Source organism: Parasphingorhabdus sp., assembly GCF_036964565.1.
Classification (GTDB): Bacteria; Pseudomonadota; Alphaproteobacteria; order Sphingomonadales; family Sphingomonadaceae; genus Parasphingorhabdus.
The window spans coordinates 20169-41585 of sequence record NZ_JBALTN010000013.1; the positions used below are offsets into that span (position 1 = coordinate 20169).

The window sequence follows — 21417 nt, forward strand, 5'->3', positions numbered from 1 at the left end:
GGCAATAACCGGGGTTGGATTATCCGCTCCCGGTCGCGCTAACCCGCGACCGGTCATGGATTTAATGCTGGATGCCGTCGATGAAGCGCTCGCTGACGCCGGATTGAAGCTTTCTGACATTGATGGCATCACGACATGGCCATCGAGTTCGCCATCGGCGGGAATGGCCCCGATTGGCGTGATTGAGCTTAAGGAAACGCTAGGTATAGATCTTAATTGGTATCTCGGTGTGGGTGAGGGCCCCGGCCAGTTCAGCTCGATCATCAATGCGGTCGCAGCGGTGGTAAGTGGTCAGGCCCGGCACGTTTTGTGCTACCGTACGTTGGAGGAATATTCGGCGATCCAGCGGCGACGTAAAGCCCCGCCGATCGAAGGGGAGGCTCCACGGATCAGTGGACCATATGTCTGGCAACGGCCATTTAATGCCCTGTCGCCGGTAAATTCGCAGGCAATGATGGCCAAACGACATATGCATGAATTTGGTACCACCAAGGAACAGCTTGGCTGGGTCGCAGTGAATGCGCGGCGGAACGCGATGCTGAATCCCCGAGCCAGTTATCGTGATCCAATGACGATGGACGATTATTTCAACGCCCGCATGATCAGCGACCCGTTGGGTTTGTTTGACTGCGATGCGCCGACTGACGCGGCGACGGTGATCATAGTTTCGCGATTCGATGCAGCGAAAGACCTGCGTAAGCCACCCTTGCGATTCGAGGCGATGAGCGGTGTGGCGTACGGGCGCAACAGCTGGGACCAGTATGAACCGCTTTCCGGTATGGCTGCGCTTGAAGCAGGAGAACAGCTTTGGAAGCACACCGATCTCAAACCGGCTGATGTCGATGTCGCCAATCTCTATGACGGGTTCAGCATCCAGACGCTGATTTGGTTGGAGGCAATCGGATTTTGCAAGCGCGGGGAAAGTGGCCCGTTTGTTCAGGGCGGGCACCGCATAGCACGCGACGGTGAGTTACCTCTCAACACGGGCGGTGGACAGCTGTCTATGGGCCGGATGCACGGCTATGGGCTGCTCTGGGAATCATGCCTGCAACTTTGGGGCGAAGCGGGTGAAAGACAGGTGCCGGGTAATCCCGAAGTAGGCGTGGCAGCCGCAGGAGGTGGCCCGCTCGCAGGTTGCCTTTTGTTGGCTCGGCATTAGACGGCATGGAAGATATACCAAGCAGTAGTGCCGAGAAATCATCCGTCTTGCTGGCTGAACGGCACGGGCATCTTCTGCTTCTCACGCTCAATCGCCCTGATCGCCTCAATGCGCTTTCGCCGGAATTGCATGAGGCTTTGTTCGTTCAGATAAATGCAGCGGCGATTGATCCGGAAGTCCGTGCTGTAGCGGTTACCGGTGCAGGACGCGGCTTTTGTTCTGGCGGTGATCTTGGCGGCGGCAGCCGCGAGCGTCTCACGCAGGAGGCTCGCATCGATCACATGCTCCATCACGCTGAAGCCAATCGGCTGCTGCATGAGATGCCAAAGCCGACCATCGCACTGATCAATGGCGCGGCTGCGGGCGCGGGGCTGGCACTGGCGCTGGCGTGCGATATGCGCGTTGCCGCCAACGATGCGATGCTGACCACCGCTTATTCCAAAGTGGGCCTTTCAGGTGACCATGGCGCGACTTATTTTCTCACCCGCCTGGTCGGTCCAAGCCGGGCGTCCGAACTGATGTTTCTATCCGGCCGGGTCGGTGCCGAGGAAGCTCTTGCGTGGGGGCTGGTCAACAGAGTTGTACCGGCTGCAAGCTTACAAGAGGAGGGGCTGGCTTTTGCCCGCGCCTTGAGCGAAGGCCCGCCAGTTGCATTGCGTCTCATGAAGCGCAACATCCGTGCTGCGGTGTCGGGCACGCTGGTCGAAAATATAGAGCGTGAAGCCGCTGCGATGATTCGCTGCACAAAAACCGAGGATATCAAAGAGGCGATGGTCGCCCGGCGCGAAAAGCGAAAGCCGGAATTTCTTGGGCGCTAGAGTTGACCGATTTTGATCGAATCAATATCGATCTCAAGTGTTTTGATAATAGTACCAGCGTGGCACCCTACCTTCAAAGATGAAGGGGATACCCGCCGCTCACCACCATCGTTTCCCCGGTGATGAATGCGGCCTCGTCCGAACATAAAAAGCGGACGAGACTTGCGACATCCTTCATTTCGCCGGGGCGTTGAACAAGCTGTAGCTTGCTGACAAATTCCGCTCGCCGCCCAGCTGGTATTTCCGCCATTGCCGCAGGACTGTCGACAAGGCCTGGAGCGACGCCGCATACCCGGATCGAATCGGTCGCAAATTCCTGCGCCAGTCCCACGGTCAGCCCGCGCACCGCAAGCTTCGATACGCCATATGCCGTATTTCCGACGAGGCCTGCCGTCGAGGCCATGTTGATGATCACGCCACCACCGCGCGCTGCCATGAGTGGACGACATGCCGCAGCACTGTTGACCGCCCCCAGGATATTGACCTCAAGCATGATGCGCCATTTTGAAGGTGGAAGCGCACTGGGCGCCACGGCATATTCAAGTAGATGCTTGCCGGCATTATTGATGAGTATATCGATCCCGCCAAAGCGGTCCGCTGCATGACCGACCGCGGTTTTGACCTCGTCTTCATTGGCGACGTCACACTGTACTGAAGTCGCCAAAATGCCATTCTCAGTCAGGCCGACAACTGCCTCTGCACCTGCGTCGCTATCGTTATCGGCAATGACAATTGATGCGCCTTCACTGCCAAGCCGCCCGGCAATGGCAAGGCCAATTCCGCGCGCGCCTCCAGTGACAAAAACAACTTTTCGGTCGAACTCCCCGCTGTTCATGCAGCGTCCGCGTCCGTCGGTTTCGGTGTCGGCTCTTCGTCGGCCCAGGGATCGCGCGGCATGCCGAGCACACGTTCAGCGAGTTTGTTGCGATGGATTTCACTGGTGCCGCCGCCGATTGTCGAGGCGCGCGTCGAAAGATAGGCGCGTGTCCAGATACTGTCGGCAAGCCCTTCGCTTCCGAGAACGTCAATCATCAATTCGAACAGATTTTTCTCATTTTCCTGCCCAACCAACTTTGAAATTGACGTTTCGGCTCCTGGCGTTTCGCCATGTGTGAAGCGGGCCACATTTCGCAGGCCGTGTAGCTTGACGATTTGAGTCGCGGCCCAAGCCTCGGCGAACCGGCGGCGCAGGTCGCTGTCCCGGCCAAACATTTCCTCGCGTTTGACGATCTGTTTCGCAATGCGAGCGAGCGTTGAAGCCTGTGCCGCTTGCGACCCGAGGAAGTTGGTCAAATGTTCGCCAACCATTGTTGTGCGATTGACGCGCCAGCCTTCCCCCATCGGTCCGACGACATTGGAAAGCGGTACACGAACTTCGTCGAAGAAGACTTCGTTAAAGTGAAAATCGCCATTGTTCCGGCGGATCGGACAGACCTGTAGACCCTTGCTGTTCATGGGGATCAAGACAACGCTGATTCCGTCATGTTTTGGTTCGGTAGGACCGGTCCGGATCAGCGCGTACATCCAGTCCGCGTCCTGGGCCTGGGAAGTCCATATCTTATGACCATTTATTACCAGTTGATCGCCATCGACCAAACCTCGGGTACGCAGCGATGCGAGATCGGAACCCGCCCCACGCTCCGAGAATCCGCCGGCCCACAGGATATCGGCCCGGCGGGTCGGTTCGAGCAGGGCCTTCTGTTCGTCCGAACCATGCGCTATCAGTGTCGGTCCAACCAGCATCAGCCCGCGATTGCCGGGAAGTGCGGGGAGCCTTCTGCTTACCATTTCGCTATAATAGAGCACCTGTTGGGTAAAGCTTGCCTCGCGGCCGCCCGCCTCCTTCGCCCAATGCAGGCCGACCCAGCCCGCTTGGGCGAGTTCCGACTGCCATGCACGTCTGGCAGCCGGATCACTCCGTCGAAGCTCGTCGATCCGTTCCCTCGGCGCATTCTTGTCGAGCCAGTTACGAAATTCGGCGATAAACGCCTCGTCCTCGTCACTCGGAACAAAGCCGAGATCGCCATCCTCATTTCGGCGCTCGCCACTCGCCGCATCGGCAAGAGCGGTCTCTCCAAGTGCCTGAAGATTTGCTGCGGGTGAGCCGAGGCTGAGTTGACAGTGTTTGGCTCGCCGCATTAGCAAGTGGATGTCATGCTCCCAAGTACAGCCGATTGCGCCGTGAAGCTGCACGCCCTCTGCCGTACAGAACATGGCGGCTGCAGTCGCTTCGGCTTTGGCAAGCCGCGCGGCGTCAGCAGCGGGAATACCATTACGCACCGAGCGTACCGCGCCCCAGATCGTCGAGCGCGCTCCCTCCATCCGTATAAGGCATTCCGCGAGCTTCTGTTTGACAGCCTGAAATCTGCCGATGGGTTGCCCGAACTGGTGGCGCTGGAGCATATATTGACGTGTCATTTCGAGCGCCGCCGTACCCACGCCAAGCGCCTCGGCAGCAATCAAAGTACGCGCCAGCGCGATAACTTCGTCAGTATCAATATTTCCCACCGCTTCTGCATCCACCGAATCCAGCTTGAGACTGGCCATGCTATGACTCGCATCAAGGCTAACGATCCCATCGAGAACAACGCCCTGCTGCTCGATGTCGATCGCCCACCATGTTCTGTCGGTATGGACAAGCAAGACTTTTGCGCACGCGCCTTCGAACAGGTCGGAAATTGTTCCGCTCAGCACTGCTTTGTCCCCGTCGCGCCCAGTCGCCTGAATGTCGGGCAGACCGCCTTGTGCCGACAGTGCGACTCCAATCATGCTCGAACCGCTGGCCAACTTTTCGGCAAGGCGATTCGCCGTAGCTGTGTTCCCTTCGGCGAGAATATGCGCAGCGAGATAGGTCGAGACAATTGGCACCGGCGCAACGAACTCGGCCAGCGCTTCGACGATCACGCATTCTTCGGCCAAGCCGAGTCCAACGCCACCAAGATCTTCGGGAAGCGCAATGCCAAGCAGCCCAAGTTCAGCCAGCTTGTTCCACAATGATTGGTCTATCGCAATGTCGCCCTCAATGGCCTGCCGCGCGGCAGACCGGTCGACGAATAGCCGTCGCACGGTGCGGCCGATTTCCTCCTGTTCCGAAGTTAACACTGATGCAATCTCCCTTGCTCCCCGCTTTGCGCGGAATTAAAGAATTCTGATCGCGTCATCGCGTTTGAGCGCCATTCCGTCCAAGTCGTTATATCGTGTTTTCACGTGCAAAAACACATAAGCGCGGCTTCGGCCGGCCGATAAGCCTCGACTAAGGACAAATGGTCAGGTCATTAACAGCGAAAGACATTTGTCCCCAGCGAGCATAATCTGTCTGGAAGTTCCATGCATATCGAGTTTACCGCCCAAGAACAGGATTTCCGTGCTGAGGTGCGCGACTGGCTTTTGGCCCACCGACCAAAGGAACAGCGTCCCTATTCAGGGCAGGCGATGCGCGAATTTGATCTTGCCTGGCAGCGGACCCAGTTTGAAGGTGGCTGGGCGGGTATATCCTGGCCGCGCGAATTTGGTGGCCGCGGTGCAAGTCTGATGGAGCAGCTGATCTGGCATGAAGAATATGCCCGTGCACGGGCCCCACGAGCGGGCGCATGTTTCGTCGGTCTCAGTCATGCCGGGCCGACGCTCATCGCGCATGGCAGTCAAGAACAAAGGGCGTTCCATCTGCCACGGATACTTGATGGTCGCACGGTTTGGTGTCAGGGTTTCTCGGAGCCAGGTGCCGGGTCTGACCTCGCGGCACTTTCGACCCGTGCGATTGTTGACGGCGATCACCTCGTCGTGACGGGCTCAAAAATCTGGACCAGCTATGCCTCGCACGCTGATTTCCAAGAATTGCTTGTTCGTACTGATTCGGGCGGACGCAAGCAGGACGGAATCAGTTGGGTGATCTGTGATATGAAGCTGCCCGGGATTGAAGTGCGACCAATCGCGACCATGATCGCGCCCGATGACCATCATTTCGCGCAAGTGTTTTACAACGATGTACGTATCCCGATATCCAATGTTGTCGGAGAGTTTAATCATGGCTGGGCCATTGCAAATTCCACTCTGGGATTCGAGCGTGGTACAGGGTTCATCGCTGACCAGATCCAGAACTCCGAACTGGTTGAGCAGCTAATCGTGCTCGCTCGTGAAAGACGTTCCGGGGATGGCCAGGGCTGCATGGCTGATGACGGGGACATAGGCAGTCGGCTCGCCATGCTGCGCGCCGAGATGGCGGCAGTTCGCGCCATGACCTATGCGACGATTTCGCGCGCTGGACATGGCAATCCTGGACCGGAAGGTTCACTTGTCAAACTGTTTTTCTCCGAAGCATCGCAGCGTCTGAGGCGGTTGTCGGCCGACATCCTTGGCGCCGAAGTGCTCGAACTTTCTGCCGATGAAGGGTTGACCTTTGCTTATCTGCGGTCGTTCGCTGCGACGATCGGCGGCGGTACGTCGGACGTGCAGCGTAATATTATCAGTGAACGCGTGCTTGGCCTGCCGCGCGGAGCGCGCTGACATGATTGACCTCCAGCCCTCGTCCGAACAGGTGCAGATCATTGATTCGGTTGCCGGATTTCTGGCCGATAGGTTGCCAGTTGAAAGGTTGGTCGCGACGCAGGATGCAAACGCAGAAGCAGAGGCAAACCAAGACTATACCGCATTGTCCGAAATAGGTGAACTAGGTGTGTTGGGACTTGGTCTTAGCGAGGAACAGGGGGGAGTTGGCTATAGTCTGGTCGAGGAAGTCTTGGTGGCACGCGAGTTCGGCCGGTTTCTGGTGTCGCCGGGAATTATAGCCACAATGCTTGCGGTCCATCTTGTCGCTCGTCCGAACGAGCAGGCGGTCGCGGCCGAATTTGCGCAATCGCTTCAAACCGGTTCGATTGCTGTTGCTCCGGCTGTCGCCGTCACCTCTGACGGGAACTTGACCGGCAGCGAGTTTTACATTCTTGATGGTGCTCCGGCAGACTGGGTCTTGGTTGTAGCGGAATCTTCAGCGTGTCTTGTTCCGCGGGCGGACTGGAAGGAACGGCGGGCGATAGTCGCGATCGATCCAAGTGTGACGCTCGAGCGTGCGCAGCTTGGCAATCTTAATGGATCACATCATTGCAGTGATGCGTCGTTGGTTAGACGGGCACGATTGCTGGCGTCTGCCTATCTGGTCGGAATAGCCGAAGCGGCACAGGAAAGTTCTGTCGCATATGTGAAAATACGTGAACAATTTGGTCAGCCAATTGGTGCATTTCAGTCAGTCAAGCACCGCTGTGCAGACATGTTGACGCGATCGTCTGCCGCTTGGAGCCTGACGCTGTTTGCAGCTCTAAGCGAGGAAAGTCGCTCGAGCGATGCCGGATTCCAAGTCATGGCAGCAAAAATTATTGCGAGTGATGCGGCCTCACGCAATGCGGCTGTCAATATCCAGAATCACGGCGGGATCGGTTTTACCCGTGAGCACCACGCCCATTTGTTCGTAAAGCGCGCTCACATGTTTGATTTGATTGCGGGATCGAGCGCGCTGCTCAAGAAGCGTCTGCTGTCCGCAGATTCGCCGCTGCGGGTAACTTAGGCGGATTCGCATGAGTATCGGCTGCATTCTCCCTTGTGGGGTTCCATTGGGCACCGCACAACTTACGTGACTTCGAAAGTATAACAATGGAATTTAAGGAGCATCGATGTGATCCGTAAGACTGAAGAGATCGCCGCACATTTTGGCCGATTGCCGACACTCGAGCCAGAAAGCATCGCCGTGCGCTTCGGCGACAGCGAGCATAGCTGGCGCGATCTTGGCGCGATTGCCGACGGGATTATCGCAGAACTGGAACTCGCGGGTATCTATAACCAAGCGGCAGTTGGCTGGCTGGCGCGCAATGATCCGGCACTGATCGGGGCGTTGATCGGGCTGATCAAGGGGAGCTATTGTGTCTCACCAATCAACCCGCACCAGCCTACCGCCAGGGCGGCCGAGCAATTGCGCGAACTGAAAATGGCGGCTCTGGTTGGGGTCGAGCGTGATTTTACGCCAGAAGTGCGCGAAGCATTGAAAGAGATCGGAGCGATCGGACTGGTGCTTGAGGCGGGGGGAAGCCCACCCGTTCGTCCGCTCGATCCGGCGGCAAAACTCGGACCGGGTCCTTTTCGTCACCTGGGCGACGATATAGTCATTGAGCGGCTGACCAGCGGCACGACTGGCGAACCGAAGCGAATTCAGGTTTCCGCTGAAACCTTTTCCAAGGCGGTCGAACTCGGCGCGCGCTCGGAAAAAGGGGGCGAGGCAGGAGAACTCAAGGTCAAACGCTCACCTTCGATTTTGCTGACAACGTTCTCGCACTCGGGCGGCATGTGGGGCGCGTTGCTTGCGCTCAACCAGGCACGCCCGATTGATCTTCACGAAAAGTTCGAACCCCATGCTTGGGCCGATGCTGTCGAGAGGACCGGGACCAAGGCCGCAAGTCTGGTCCCGTCGATGATAACGATGGTCCTCGAGGCCGATGTCGAGCCGGGCAAGATTCAGAGTTTGATCGCAATCCGCTGCGGTACCGCCGCGCTGGACCCGGAAACTCAACGGCGGTTTGAAGAGCGCTTCAACGTTCCAGTGCTAGTCGAGCTTGGTGCCTCCGAATTCATGGGTGGAATTGCCGGATGGTCGCTCGCTGATCACAAGGAATTCGGCGAGTCCAAGCGCGGCTCGGTCGGACGTGCGCGGCCCGATATGGAGGTGCGTGTAACCGATATTGAAAGCGGCGCGGAACTGCAGGCGGGTGAAATCGGGATCATGAATCTTAAGTCTCCGCGTGCGGGACCTGACTGGGTGCGCACCACCGATCTTGCATCGCTCGACAAGGAAGGTTTCCTTTATCTTCATGGGCGCGCGGACGAAGCAATTAACCGTGGTGGATTCAAGGTGTTGCCCGACAAGGTCGCGGAAATCTTGCGGCTTCATCCGGCGGTCCGTGAAGCTGGCGTACTCGCCGTCAAGGACAAGCGGTTGGGTGAGGTTCCGGTCGCGTTTGTTGAAACAGTTCACGGCCAGCCGAAACCCGGCCCTGATGAGCTCAGGGCGTTTGTCCGCGAAAATGCTGCTGCCTATATGGCACCGGTAGCCTTCGAGATGGTCGATGCGTTACCGCGCACGTTGTCGTTAAAAATCGACCGGCCCGCATTACGCGCGCGCTTCAAGGACTCATATGATTTTTCGTAACTATTGCGAGCATTTGACTCGCGCTTAACAGGAGATTGAATAATGGCCAGCGCTCCCGAGGACACTACACCCCGTGACATCGATTCCAAGATTACTGACGAAGATATTAAACGTGCACGGAAACAGATCGGCATTCCGCAGCGCCGTTACGTCCCGACTTTCAATGTCACCGCGACGAGCGACGCCATGCGGCACTTCGCGTTCGGATTGGTCGGCGACGACAATCCGCTCTGGCACGACGAGGCATATGGCAAGACAACGAGGTGGCGAGGACAAGTCGCGCATCCGCTGTTCATTCAGACGATGGGAATCAACGAATGCCCTGCCTACCCACCTGAGATCAAGCCGCTGTTTCGTGGTCTATTCCGCGGCATAGGTAAATATCTCGCCTCAACGACCTGGTCCTTCTACAAGCCGATTTTTCCAGGCGAAGTGGCATATGAGGAATATATAACCTCGGCCATCGAGGTGAAGAAGTCGAGTTTTTCAGGCGGCCGCAGCGTCATTGACAGCTACCGCTCGCTTTATGTCGATCAGGCGGGCGTGCCGCTTGCGACGCGCGATCTTTCGCTGGTCAACGCCGAGCGCGGCGGCTCGAAGGAGAAGGGCAAATATAGTTCGGTTAGCCGGCACAGTTACACGCCCGACGATATTGCCAGAATTGACGAAACCTACGCCGCCGAACAGCGCCGCGGCGCGGTCCCGCGCTTTTACGAGGACGTCGAGGTTGGCGAGGAACTGACGCCGGTCGCCAAGGGGCCGCTGACCATGGTTGACCTGATCAGCCGGCATATTGCGACCGGCATGGCCGACGGTTACGACATTGGACCGCTGCGCTACGGGTACAAAGCCCGGCAGAAGATCGCACCTTTCTACACCCCCGACAAATGGGGAGTCCCTCAGGTACAGCAGCGCGTCCACTGGGACGATAGCCGCGCGCAGGATCTTGGCCTGCCGAGCGGATATGACTATGCCATCATGCGCTTTGCCTGGCTTTCACATATCCTTACCAACTGGATGGGCGATGATGGCTGGCTCAGTAAGTTCAAGGTTGAACTGCGCCAGTTCAACTTTATTGGCGATTTCCACGTCGTTTCGGGCAAGGTGACCGACAAACGCGTTGACGACGGGCAATGTGTGGTAGAAATCACGTTGGAGGCAGCCAATCAGCGCGGCGACATCACTACGCGAGGCACTGCTGAAGTGCTGTTGCCATCGCGCGAGCATGGCGCGGTTGTCCTGCCTGAGCCACCGCGCGAACTGATGGCTCGCGGAGCCAATATGATGGCCGAGGCCGCTGCTCGGTCACGGCAAAACTGAGATGGAGGCGAGCGACCGTTCAGCCAATATTGGCGGGGAAACCAACCAATGAGTGATACAATTCGAACCGAAACCCGCGACGGCGTGGGCGTGATCAGCTTTAATCGTCCCGATCGTCACAACGCCATGGATGATGCCATGAGCGCTGCCTTTGGCGAGGCAGTCACTGCCGCTTTGGAAGACGGTGATGTACGAGTGATTCTGTTTCGAGGCGAGGGCAGTTCGTTTACCACCGGCCGCGATACTGCGGTGCTCGGAGTCCGGGCTGCGGGAGTGAGCGATTTTGCACATGTTTCGCGTAGCCAGCAGCGAAAAATTCAGTTGCTGGACAGCCAGAAACCGACGATTGCGGCGGTGCGCGGTTACGCGATTGGCGGCGGCTGCGAACTCGCACTGCAATGTGACATCCGCGTTGGATCGGAAACCGCGCAATTGTCGCTCCCCGAGATCGATCACGGGATCATTACTGACGGCGGGGGTTCCGTCATCACAGCATCACTGGCGGGACCTTCCCGGGCCAAATATATGTTGATGACCGGGGAGCGTATTGACGCGGCGCAGGCGCTTGCGTGGGGGCTACTGGATTTTGTCGTTCCTGACGCGGACCTCGACGAGCGGGCAATGGAGATTGCTCGCAAGATTGCGGCGCGTCCGCCGATTCATGTTGCGGTCGCAAAGCAATTGGTCGACGGGCTTCACGGTGACCAGATACACCGGGGTATCCGTGAGGAATTGATCGCGATCAGCATGCTCTATAAAACCGAGGACAGGCAGGAAGCCCGTACCGCGCGCAAGGAGAAGCGCACACCCATTTTCAAGGGACTTTAACAATGGCGCTCAAAGAACCGTTCGCAGCGGACCACCCGTTCATGGCCGCCGATACGTTCAAGGATGATGTGGTAATAATCACTGGTGGCGGGACGGGACTCGGCAAGGCGATGGCCTGCGCATTCGCTAGAATGGGTGCGGGCATTGTGATCGCAAGCCGCAATGCGGACCATCGTGCCTCGGGAATTGCGGCAGTAGAAGAACTTGGCGGAAAAGCAATAGGTTTCGCCGTCGATATTCGCGATCCCGATCAGATATCCGCGATGTTTGACGAAGCCGAGCGGCTTTTGGGTCCGGTGACCGTGTTGGTCAATAACGCTGCGGGCAGGTTCATGGCCCCGGCGGAGGACATCTCGCCCAATGGCTGGCGGGCGGTAACCCAGATTGTGCTCGATGGCACATTCTTTTGCTCGAAGGAATTTCACCGGCGCCGTCTTGCGGCTGGCGGCGCGGGGGCGATTTTGAATATTGGCGCGACATTTGCCTGGACCGGCGGTCCCGGTTCCGCGCATTCGGCTGCGGCTAAAGCGGGCGTTATCAATCTCACCCAAACCTTGGGAGTTGAATGGGCGGTGGATCAGGTTCGTGTCAACTGTCTAGCTCCCGGTTATTTCCCGCACGAAGATACCGCCGCGCACATGAAGGGCGACTGGTCTGGGGAGGACAAGCGCGCGGGGCAAATGCCCGCAGGCCGCGTTGGGCGCTTGCAAGAGCTTGGCTGGTCGGCGGCCTTTCTTTGCTCGCCGTTTGCTTCTTATATTACCGGCCATACGCTGGTGGTCGATGGTGCCAACTGGCTGCGCCACCGAGCGTCGAGTGCACCCGACTTCGTGCCGGTACGCGAATGGGCGCGGACTCCCAGAGATTAACCCGATCTGATGACATTGCGCGAACCGCCCCCAGCCGCCGATCCGATGCTTCCGGCAGACGAATTTGCAGGGAAGGTCGTGCTTGTCACCGGCGGCGGGAGCGGCGTAGGGCTGGCGATGGCGCGGGGCTTTGCTCTTTGCGGAGCCCGGATCGCAATAGCCAGCCGAAACGAGGAAACACTAGCGGAGGGAGCTGCCGAACTACGCGGGCTTGGTGCGGAGGTCTTCACTGCACAATGTGATGTCCGCCAACGTAATCAGGTCACCGAAATGTTCACCCGGATCGAGGAAGCGGCCGGGCCGGTAGATTTTCTTCTCAACAATGCGGGTAGCAATTTCCCCGCACTTGCCGAAAACCTGAATGTCAACGCGTGGCGGGCGATTACGCAGATTGCGCTCGACGGCACTTTTTTTTGCAGTCAGGAATTTCACGCCCGCCGGTGCCGTGTCGGACGCGCAGGGGCGATCGTCAACAATCTCGCGTCATATGCCTGGACTGGATTCCCCGGGGACGCCCACTCAGCTGCGGCCAAGGCAGGCACGCTCAATCTTACACTTTCGCTTGCTACTGAATGGGCACGTGATCAGATACGGGTTAACAGCATAGTCGTTGGTACATATCCGCATTCCCGTGTCCCGAATAATGACCCACGCGAGCGCGAAGGTCGGCGCGGACTTACGGTACCTGCAGGACGGGCGTTGCGGACTCAGGAACTTGGTTGGGCCGCAGCATTTCTATGTTCGCGCTTCGGCGGATATATAACCGGACTCAACCTCGTCGTTGACGGCGGCGACTGGCTGCGGCGCGATCTTTTGAAACCGCCATTCATTCCGCCGCGCGAGCGTAAAGACTTGTGGTTCGGTCAATGAGTCAAGTGCTCCAAGATCTGCCGGTACCGGCAGGAACATTTGCAGGTAAGGTCATTCTGCTTCTGGGCCAGCCTGGATCCACCACCTATGCAATTGCCAAGGCTTTCCGGGCGGTCGGCGCGCAGCTGGTGGTGAGTGGCGATGCACTGGAGCAAGTTCCCAGCGATATGTCGCTCGCGAAAGCCAAAGTGCACCCTGCCGCCATATCGGCACTTTTTAATACGGTCGAGGCGGCATTCGGTCCGATTGATGGACTGATTATTGATCGGGTTGGTTTGGGATGTGCGGCAGCGGAGGATATTCCTTGGAAGCGGTGGCGGGCAATCAACGCCGACATTGTAGACTGTATTTTTCTTGCCGGAAGCGAGTTCGCACGCAGATGCTTTGCGCGCGGTGATGGCGGCGACATCCTGTTGCTTGCTGCAGCCCAAGCGATTGACGGCGCCGCGGGGAATTCACTTGAATCTGCCGCCGCTTCGTCGGTTGCCAGCCTTGTCAAAAGCTGGACTGTTGAATGGCTGAACGATGATGTCCGGGTAAACATGATTGAAGTTAGCCTGATTGAGGGATCGATTAACTCGGTATCCGATCTCGCTGGCAGACAGGGGACCAATGAAGTTGATACCGTTCCTCTCGCTCGCCTTGGAACTGCCGCTGAGGTGGCAGCGACTGCGCTGTATCTGACATCCCCTTATGCAGCTTATATAGCTGGTGCCCGGGTGCGGATAGACGGAGGGGAGGGGCTCCGGGCCAATCTCGGTGGAGAACCATTTCTGCCGCCCCGGACATGGGTACGCAGCAGTAAGGTTTAGGCGGAATGATCGCGTCACATCGCATCAAACGCATTAAATCGCGAATATTATTTTCGACAATCCATCATAAAAATCAGGCAAATCCTTGGTTTCTCTCATTTCGGAGATTTTGATTATTCATCGAATATGACTATATGTACCCACGTATGGTATCACGGCCCTTGTTCGCGCTTGGCGAGCTGCGTCGATTTGTATATGAATAGTCGTCATAAATTATAGCTGTGGCGCGGCCATGACGAACTGGAGAAGATTATGGAATTGAACGACATGATACTGGTCAGTGTGGATGATCATATTTGCGAGCCCCCGGACATGTTCGAGAAGCATATTTCGTCCAAGTACAAGGGGCGCGAACCCAAGGTTGTGGTCACTGAACATGGTCAGGCCTGGGAGATCGAAGGGAAAAAGGTCACCGGTCTCGGCCTAAATGCCGTCGTCGGTCGCCCCAAGGAAGAATATGGCTATGAGCCGACTTCTTTCGAGCAACTTCGTGCCGGCACCTATGACGTCGACGCACGGATCGGCGACATGAACGCAAACGGCGTTCTTGGCTCGATTAACTTCGCTCAGTTTCCGGGCTTTGCCGGACTGCGCTTTATCATGCAACAGGACAAGGGTCTCGCGCTCGCAACCATTCAGGCTTATAACGACTGGCACGTTCACGACTGGTGCGGCAAATATCCGGCCCGCCTGATTCCGATGGCGATTTTGCCGTTATGGGACATAGGTCTCACATTGGCGGAAGTTAAACGAATGGCCGATCTTGGCGTCCACTGCATCAGCTTTCCAGACAATCCTGCACTAATTGGGTTGCCCAGTCTGCATGACGAACAATGGGAACCACTGTGGAAGCTGTGCGCTGATCGCGCAATAGTTTTGAACTGTCACATCGGCACTGGTGCTCATGCCGAGCACGCATCAGACCTTTCGCCGATCAGTTCGTGGATCACTTCAATGCCGATCTCGATCGCCAATAGCGCGGCCGACTGGCTGTTCGCTTCAATCTGGAGGCGTTACCCGACACTTAAGATGGCCTTGTCCGAAGGCGGTATTGGCTGGGTGCCCTATTTCCTCGAACGTGCGGACACGACAGTCCGTCAGCACAGTGCATGGACCAATCTCGATCTTGGCGGCGAATTGCCAAGCGATATTTTCCGCAAGCATTTTATAACCTGTTTCATAGAAGATGATTTTGGGGTCAAGAACCGGCATGATATCGGGATCGACAATATAACATGGGAGTGTGACTATCCGCATTCGGATTGCCTGTGGCCAAATTCACCCGAGGGGCTGTGGCGCGGGGTCAAGAATATACCCAAAGACGAAGTCGACAAAATGACGCACCTGAACGCTATGCGGGATTATAGTTACGATCCCTTCGCGATCATGGGCCGTGAGAATTGCACGGTTGGCGCGCTACGCGCGCAGGCTGCGGCGCAAGGAGTTGACACGAACGAGGCTGCTCCGGGTTCTCTCGGAGGGCTGGAACCGAAATACGAAGCGGGCAAGCCAGTCACGTCGGGCGACATTAAGAAAATACTTTCTACGGTTTAGTCGACACATTGTGCCGGGGACCGATGCTCGATGCGCCCGTCGGGTTCCAATATACTCCAATCGCCGTACCTTGCGGTCGAAAGTCCTATAATGTCATCAAACGATATTCCGCGTAATCAAACCGTAACCGGCATTCTGGCAAACGCCGTTCGCGACGGTGGTGATCGGATTTTTCTCGACTTCGGCGGTATTACATACAACTATGCCGAAATTGATGCGCGGTCGAACCAGTTGGCCAATGGTTTAGCTGCGCTTGGGGTGAAGCAGGGTGACAGGGTTGGAACCTTACTCGATACTTGTGTTGAAGCCGTCTTGATCTGGTTTGCGGCGAACAAACTGGGTGCAATCTACGTACCTGTCAACGCCGCCTATAAAGGCGAATATCTGCGTCATCAGTTCAGCGACGCCGGGGTCGGGGTGGTATTCGTGGAGCCGTCTTATGCAGCGCGCCTCGAACTTATCCATGATGGCCTGCCGCAGCTTCGCACGGTCATCCAGCGCGGCGAAGAAGCACCTTCCATAAGTGGCTTCGACATACGCCGCTTTGACGACGTGCTCGCCGACAACACTCCGCTTGTTGATCCCAACCGCTATTCCGATGTCTCGATGCTGATTTACACCGGTGGCACTACCGGGCCATCGAAGGGGTGTATTGTCAGTCACAATTATATCTGCAATCTTTCGCGTCAGGCCGTGGTAAATGGCAATCGGACCGCCGATGATATTAGCTGGTCGCCATTGCCGCTGTTTCACATGAACGCGCTGGCTGCGACAGTGCTGGCGTCGGCCATGACACTCAGTCGCGGCGTTCTCTATCCACGCTTTTCGGTGACCAATTTTTGGCCGGAAATAGAGCGTAGCGGCGCAACTCTGTGCAATTTGCTCGGCTCAATGCTCAGCTTCATCGCTGACCAGCCGGAAACCGAGGCGGCTAAACGCTGTTACGGACAATTGCGTGCAATTCGCGGGTCACCATTTCCGGCCGAGCTGCAAGCCAAATGGAAAAAGCGCTTTGGGGTCACCGTTGCCGGTACCAATGTCTATGGACTGACCGAGGCCAGTGCCGTCACCAGCCTGCATGATGATGAATATGCCAAGCCTGGCTCGTCGGGCAAACGCAATGATGACTTCGACGTCAGGATAGTAGACGACGATGACAATGAATTGCCGCCGGGCACTGCCGGCGAGATCGTCATCCGTCCGCGCCATCCTCATGTGATGTTCGAAGGCTATTGGGGACGTCCCGAGGAAACGCTCAAGATACTCAAGAATCTGTGGCTTCACTCTGGCGACATCGGTATGTTTGACGAGGACGGATATTTCTTTTTCGTCGACCGTAAAAAAGATTATCTCCGCCGTCGGGGCGAAAACATATCGAGCTTCGAGCTCGAAAACACTTTTCGCCAGCATCCGGATGTCGCTGACGTTGCGGTGCATTCGGTTTTATCGGAAACTGCCGAAGACGATGTTAAGGTCACCCTGGTGCTGTCACCGGACAGCTCGGCCACCGAACCGGAGATGTGCTCATGGTGCGCAGAGCGCGTGCCGTATTTTGCTGTGCCGCGCTACATTGAATTCCGGCCTGAGCTTCCCCGTAATCCGGTTGGCCGAATCCTGAAATACGTGCTGCGCGACGAGGGCTGTACGTCGGGAACCTGGGACCGTGAAGCGGCGGGATTCGAGTTGGAAAAGAGCTGAGATAGCCTGAGGAACACAGTAGATGGACGCCAAAGCCGCTATTCTGGTCGCAGACCGGACAATCGAGATTCGCAATGTGCATGTCCCTGACTCACCACCGCGTGGCGGCGCGATTCTGTCGGTCGAAGGCTGCGGCATGTGTGGCAGCGATATAAAACAGTATGAAGGCATTACGGCCCGCAGCGGAATGATGACTTTCCCCTGCATTCCCGGCCACGAAGCACTCGGGCGTATTGCAATGCTTGACGCAGAAGCGAAAGCGCGGTGGGGTCTGAAAGAAGGTGACCGGGTAGCGGTTCACGGTATCGCACCGTGTGGTGTTTGCACCGGTTGCATGGCCGGTGTCGCGTGCCAGGACAATTTTTATTACGGCTTTCGCTCGCTCGACGTCGGCTCGGGCTTGTGGGGCGGTTTCGCCGAAGCGATGGAAATCGATCCGCGGACCCGGCTTTACAAAGTCTCGGACAGTCTTTCGGTTGAGGACGCATTATTGTTCAACCCGCTGGCAGCGGGGTATGACTGGGTGATCGACCAGGGTAGACTTAAAGTTGGCGAGACAGTGCTAATTCTTGGTAGCGGGCAGCGCGGACTGGCCTCGGTAATCGCTGCTGTCGAGGCGGGTGCCTCCCAGATTATTGTCACCGGACTATGCCGTGACAGGTTCAAGCTCGACATCGCCATGGAACTTGGCGCGACCGCCACTCTGGTGGTTGAGGACAGCGATGTTCCCGATGCCGTCAAGACACTGACCGGAGGTCGCGGTACAGACCTTGTTATCGAAACCACCCCCGGGGCTTTCGGCCCGGTCCGCGATGCGATCATGGCAGTGCGCGTTGGCGGTACGATCATACTGGGCGGCCTGAAGGAAGGCGAATCCATGAACGATTTACCTTTTGATCAGTTGTTGATGAAGCGTATTCGGCTTGTCGGGGTGTTGTCATCGAGCCACTGGGCCACGCAGCAGGCGATCCGGGTAATTGAGAGTGGCCGTTTCCCGGTTGAACGCCTACACACACATACATTGCCGCTCGCCAAACTGGAACATGCCGTGCACCTTCTCGCTGGTGAAGTTCCGGATGAGGCGGCGCTGCACATCAGCATCGTAGAGCAATGAATTCGAAATGATCTCATTGACATGGAAGCCATTCATTTAATAGCTATGATTCTGGACGCAATATTTTAGGGGTCACTGCCTCGCCGACGAGGCGCATAACCATCTTTGCATCCGAACCGGCATACAGTGGCATCGCATTGCTTCCTGCACGTGCGCCAAGCTCGTCAAGAACAGTTGCGATGTCGTCCGTCTCAATTTCATAGATTGCCAGATAGCGGAGAGCCGAGGAGGTTTCATCCGGTCCAGGGGCGAGCAGGAATCGTTGCGCAGAGACAAAACCGGGGACGTCCAGAACGTGAGGTATATGTTGCTCGACATACCATTTGCCATATTCTTCGGTCTCGCCCGGAGGCGGTCTAGTCACCACCATGAATATATGTCTTGTCATTAGACTCATCTGCCAATCTAAATATTGCAGGACTCTATCTATCTAAAGAATTTTCGACAACTCTTCATTTTTGCTCAACATTTCTATGGTCAAATAAAAAGTCAGCCTTTCAAAATCTCGTGCCCCGATGCGGGTTTGAAGTCCACCGATCTATCACTGGTTGACCCGGAGCTATGCTCCTTTATCAATTAAAATGTTATATATCAGAAAGATGAAGTATTTTCAATTGACGTTGATGAAGTATTATATGCTGTGGAGAATTTTTTAGTGATGACAATTGCGCATGAATGCCGAGTTTTAACCCATCACTTGAATGCCCCTCTGCAATGGCTTTTTTAAACGGCATCATATATTTGACTGGAGCGGATCAACTGGAGACGGTGCCCCGGAATCCGAAAAACAAAATGCGCTGCAAGACAAGCGCTCATGGAGAGGTCGGCGATGAAAGATTATACAAAGATATTAATGGCCAGCGGTGCTTTTTGCATGGCTGCAGCGATTCCCAATGCGGCTGCTGCGCAGAATGACGGCAGTGCGGATTCTCCCGTTGCCGCAGACCGAAGCGCCAATTCCGGACAAATTGGCGAGATTGTCGTTACGGCCCGCCGCGTTAATGAATCGGCGCAGCGCGTGCCTGTTGCCATCACTGTTTTAGGTGAGGAAACGCTCCGCGACTCGACCATAAAAAATATTCGCGACTTGCAGGGTAGCGCTCCGGCACTGTTTTTCTCAAGTGGCGCAGGCGGCCCCTCGGCGGCTAATGTCGCGATTCGCGGACAAACGCAAGCCGATGTTCAGCTGACCACCGACCCTTCGGTGGCAGTCTATCTGAACGAAGTGAGTTTACCGCGTCAGATCGGTTTGCGCGCATCTTTCCTCGACCTCGACCAAATCGAAGTGCTCAAGGGACCGCAAGGCACACTGTTCGGCAAAAACACCACTGGCGGCGCATTACTGCTGCGCTCCAAGCGCCCGAATCTCACTGAATTTGGTGGTTTCGCCAATTTGCAGGCGGGCAACTATGGCCTGATGCAGGTCAGTGGTGCCGTTGGTGGCCCGCTAATTCCTGACCAACTCGGTGTTCGGATCGCCGCGCAACAAACCCTTCGGGGAGGTCTTGGCCGAAATGGTACAGGACAGCAGATTGGTGACCAGGAAGATTTTAGCTATCGGGCTTCCTTGCTTTGGGAGCCGACGGATTCGGTTCGTCTATTCCTCACCGCAGATGGTTCGAACGGAAAAAACAACGGCTCGATTATCCGGCTCGTTGAGCTCAATCCATTGGCCTTCAATGCTACAGGGGTGCCGCAGAATGCACTTACCAACACGCTTCGCGAGACTGCTCTTGAACTCGGGTTGAAGAATTCGGTCGGGGATTTGACTGTGGCCGATTACACCACTGCCTATAACGAATTTGCCAGACGAGGGTTTGAGACGCGCAGCTTCTACGACACGAACAATACGCAGCGCACGCGTTCCAAACTCGATCTTTACGGCTTTTCGGGCGACCTGTCGGTAGATGTAGGTTCGGTTACCTTCCGTTCGATTACCGGCTATCGTCATACCGACCGCATGGATGACCAGGATTATGGTACGACGGGCTTTAGTATCGTCCAGCCGATCAACTTTACCGATGCGGGTAGCTTCACGCAGGAAGTTCAGCTGCTGGACAATAGCGGGGGACGCTTTGGATGGATTGTCGGCGGATATTACGGCCGCGAACGGGGTGTGGAAGGTAGCACTACCACTCAGCTCAGGCTTTTGCTGGGGAATAGAAACCCCAACATGACGGATAGCACCATCACGAATAAGACCTATGCCGTGTTTGCGCAGGCCAATTATGAGATCATCGATGATTTACGTTTGACGGCTGGCGCACGGTATACCGATACGAAGCAGGAGCTGCTTTCGCGAAACCGCAACCCGACCGGATGCAATGTGCCGATCGAGGTACGTGCGGATCCAGCGATTTGCGAAGGACGTTTTGTGACCGGATCCAACAAACCATCTTGGTTGGTTAGTCTTGATTATCAGGCCACGCCGAACATTCTCCTTTATACATCGGTTGCGAACAGCTTTCGCGGAGGTGGCCTTAATGCGCGAGGCGGAACAAGTGTCGAAAGCTATGCTGCATTTGGTCCTGAAGAAGCGACGAATTATGAAGTCGGATTCAAGGGCGATCTGCTAGACCGGCATCTGCGTATCAATGTAGCTGCTTATTATACCGACTATACCGGTATTCAGCGCAGCACCACGCTCATCAGCCCGACTGGAGCACTGATTACGGTCGTCAACAATGCGAGTTCTGGAGAAGTCTACGGAGCGGAAGTTGAAGTAACGGCGAGACCGGTAGACAACCTGACACTAGGCGGTGCATTCAACTGGACACATACGGCTTATAAAGAATATTTCGATGCCAATCTAGGCGACAGATCCGATGAATTATTTGCGGTACCGGAATATCAATTTTCGGCCACGGCCAAATATGTCGTTCCACTTGGCCCTGACGAGCTTAGTTTCTTCGGTGCCTATCGCTGGCAAGATGACGTGACATTTCGGTCAGAAGCGATGTTCGACGACACCGTCACACAAAAGGCATTTGGCCAGCTCGAAGGACGGATCGCTTATCATATGGGTAGCCCTGACATTGAACTGGCAATTTTCGGGAAGAACCTTACCGACGAGAAATATTTCACCAACTTTCTCGCGTTCGACCGCAATCTTGGCTACAATATCGGCTTTGTTGGCGAGCCTCGGACATATGGACTCGAATTGCGGATTGCGTTTGGCGGAGGCTGACC

General features: G+C 56.3%; 17 protein-coding genes. 14 read left to right on the forward strand and 3 right to left on the reverse strand.

The genetic code is table 11. From position 1 onward, the window contains the following. The first annotated feature begins 55 nt into the window (after positions 1 to 55). The gene (locus V7650_RS16030) at positions 56 to 1159 is read left to right on the forward strand and encodes a thiolase family protein (protein ID WP_335657218.1); all 1104 of its coding nucleotides are present in this window, start codon (positions 56 to 58) and stop codon (positions 1157 to 1159) included. A 5-nt stretch (positions 1160 to 1164) separates the two neighbouring features. Next, a complete protein-coding gene (locus V7650_RS16035; RefSeq protein WP_335657219.1) occupies positions 1165 to 1977 on the forward strand; it encodes an enoyl-CoA hydratase-related protein in 813 nt (270 codons plus the stop codon). A 73-nt stretch (positions 1978 to 2050) separates the two neighbouring features. On the opposite strand, the gene V7650_RS16040 is transcribed toward V7650_RS16035, so the two are convergent. Both V7650_RS16040 and V7650_RS16045 read right to left on the reverse strand, forming a co-directional pair. Next, positions 2051 to 2812 carry an SDR family NAD(P)-dependent oxidoreductase gene (locus V7650_RS16040; protein WP_335657220.1) on the reverse strand — a complete coding sequence of 254 codons (762 nt, stop codon included), beginning with the start codon at positions 2810 to 2812 and terminating at the stop codon, positions 2051 to 2053. Beyond that, positions 2809 to 5079, reverse strand: coding sequence for an acyl-CoA dehydrogenase (locus V7650_RS16045; RefSeq protein WP_335657221.1), 2271 nt, complete (start codon positions 5077 to 5079; stop codon positions 2809 to 2811). Before V7650_RS16045 ends, V7650_RS16040 begins: the two co-directional genes overlap by 4 nt. Positions 5080 to 5304: 225 nt before the next feature. On the opposite strand from V7650_RS16045, the gene V7650_RS16050 reads away from it, so the two are divergent. The 11 genes from V7650_RS16050 to V7650_RS16100 all read left to right on the forward strand — a co-directional run bounded on the left by V7650_RS16050 (position 5305) and on the right by V7650_RS16100 (position 18228). Continuing rightward, positions 5305 to 6480, forward strand: a complete 1176-nt coding sequence (locus V7650_RS16050) for an acyl-CoA dehydrogenase family protein (RefSeq protein WP_335657222.1) — start codon at positions 5305 to 5307, stop codon at positions 6478 to 6480. A 1-nt stretch (position 6481) separates the two neighbouring features. After that, positions 6482 to 7531, forward strand: a complete 1050-nt coding sequence (locus V7650_RS16055; RefSeq protein WP_335657223.1) for an acyl-CoA dehydrogenase family protein — start codon at positions 6482 to 6484, stop codon at positions 7529 to 7531. Positions 7532 to 7639: 108 nt separating this feature from the next. Next, a complete protein-coding gene (locus V7650_RS16060; RefSeq protein ID WP_335657224.1) occupies positions 7640 to 9163 on the forward strand; it encodes a class I adenylate-forming enzyme family protein in 1524 nt (507 codons plus the stop codon). A 42-nt stretch (positions 9164 to 9205) separates the two neighbouring features. Continuing rightward, positions 9206 to 10483 (forward strand): hypothetical protein, encoded by a 1278-nt coding sequence (locus tag V7650_RS16065; RefSeq protein WP_335657225.1) that lies wholly within the window; start codon positions 9206 to 9208, stop codon positions 10481 to 10483. 48 nt (positions 10484 to 10531) lie between these two features. Continuing rightward, positions 10532 to 11311 carry an enoyl-CoA hydratase/isomerase family protein gene (locus tag V7650_RS16070; RefSeq protein WP_335657226.1) on the forward strand — a complete coding sequence of 260 codons (780 nt, stop codon included), beginning with the start codon at positions 10532 to 10534 and terminating at the stop codon, positions 11309 to 11311. 2 nt (positions 11312 to 11313) lie between these two features. Continuing rightward, positions 11314 to 12180 carry an SDR family oxidoreductase gene (locus tag V7650_RS16075; protein WP_335657227.1) on the forward strand — a complete coding sequence of 289 codons (867 nt, stop codon included), beginning with the start codon at positions 11314 to 11316 and terminating at the stop codon, positions 12178 to 12180. Positions 12181 to 12189: 9 nt separating this feature from the next. Next, positions 12190 to 13050, forward strand: coding sequence for an SDR family oxidoreductase (locus tag V7650_RS16080; RefSeq protein WP_335657228.1), 861 nt, complete (start codon positions 12190 to 12192; stop codon positions 13048 to 13050). Beyond that, the gene (locus V7650_RS16085; RefSeq protein ID WP_335657229.1) at positions 13047 to 13862 is read left to right on the forward strand and encodes an SDR family oxidoreductase; all 816 of its coding nucleotides are present in this window, start codon (positions 13047 to 13049) and stop codon (positions 13860 to 13862) included. The genes V7650_RS16080 and V7650_RS16085 overlap by 4 nt, the downstream gene beginning before the upstream one ends. 252 nt (positions 13863 to 14114) lie before the next feature. Beyond that, the gene (locus tag V7650_RS16090; protein ID WP_335657230.1) at positions 14115 to 15416 is read left to right on the forward strand and encodes an amidohydrolase family protein; all 1302 of its coding nucleotides are present in this window, start codon (positions 14115 to 14117) and stop codon (positions 15414 to 15416) included. Positions 15417 to 15506: 90 nt separating this feature from the next. Continuing rightward, positions 15507 to 17114 carry an AMP-binding protein gene (locus tag V7650_RS16095; RefSeq protein WP_335657231.1) on the forward strand — a complete coding sequence of 536 codons (1608 nt, stop codon included), beginning with the start codon at positions 15507 to 15509 and terminating at the stop codon, positions 17112 to 17114. Between the two features lie 22 nt (positions 17115 to 17136). Continuing rightward, positions 17137 to 18228 (forward strand): zinc-dependent alcohol dehydrogenase, encoded by a 1092-nt coding sequence (locus V7650_RS16100; protein WP_335657232.1) that lies wholly within the window; start codon positions 17137 to 17139, stop codon positions 18226 to 18228. Between the two features lie 43 nt (positions 18229 to 18271). Here the strand turns inward: V7650_RS16100 and V7650_RS16105 are convergent, their stop codons facing one another. Then, positions 18272 to 18616, reverse strand: coding sequence for a hypothetical protein (locus V7650_RS16105; RefSeq protein WP_335657233.1), 345 nt, complete (start codon positions 18614 to 18616; stop codon positions 18272 to 18274). Positions 18617 to 19057: 441 nt separating this feature from the next. Here V7650_RS16105 and V7650_RS16110 point away from each other — a divergent pair, with 441 nt between their 5' ends. Beyond that, entirely contained in the window at positions 19058 to 21415 is a 2358-nt protein-coding gene (locus tag V7650_RS16110; protein WP_335657234.1) for a TonB-dependent receptor, read from the forward strand. Positions 21416 to 21417: the final 2 nt, after the last annotated feature.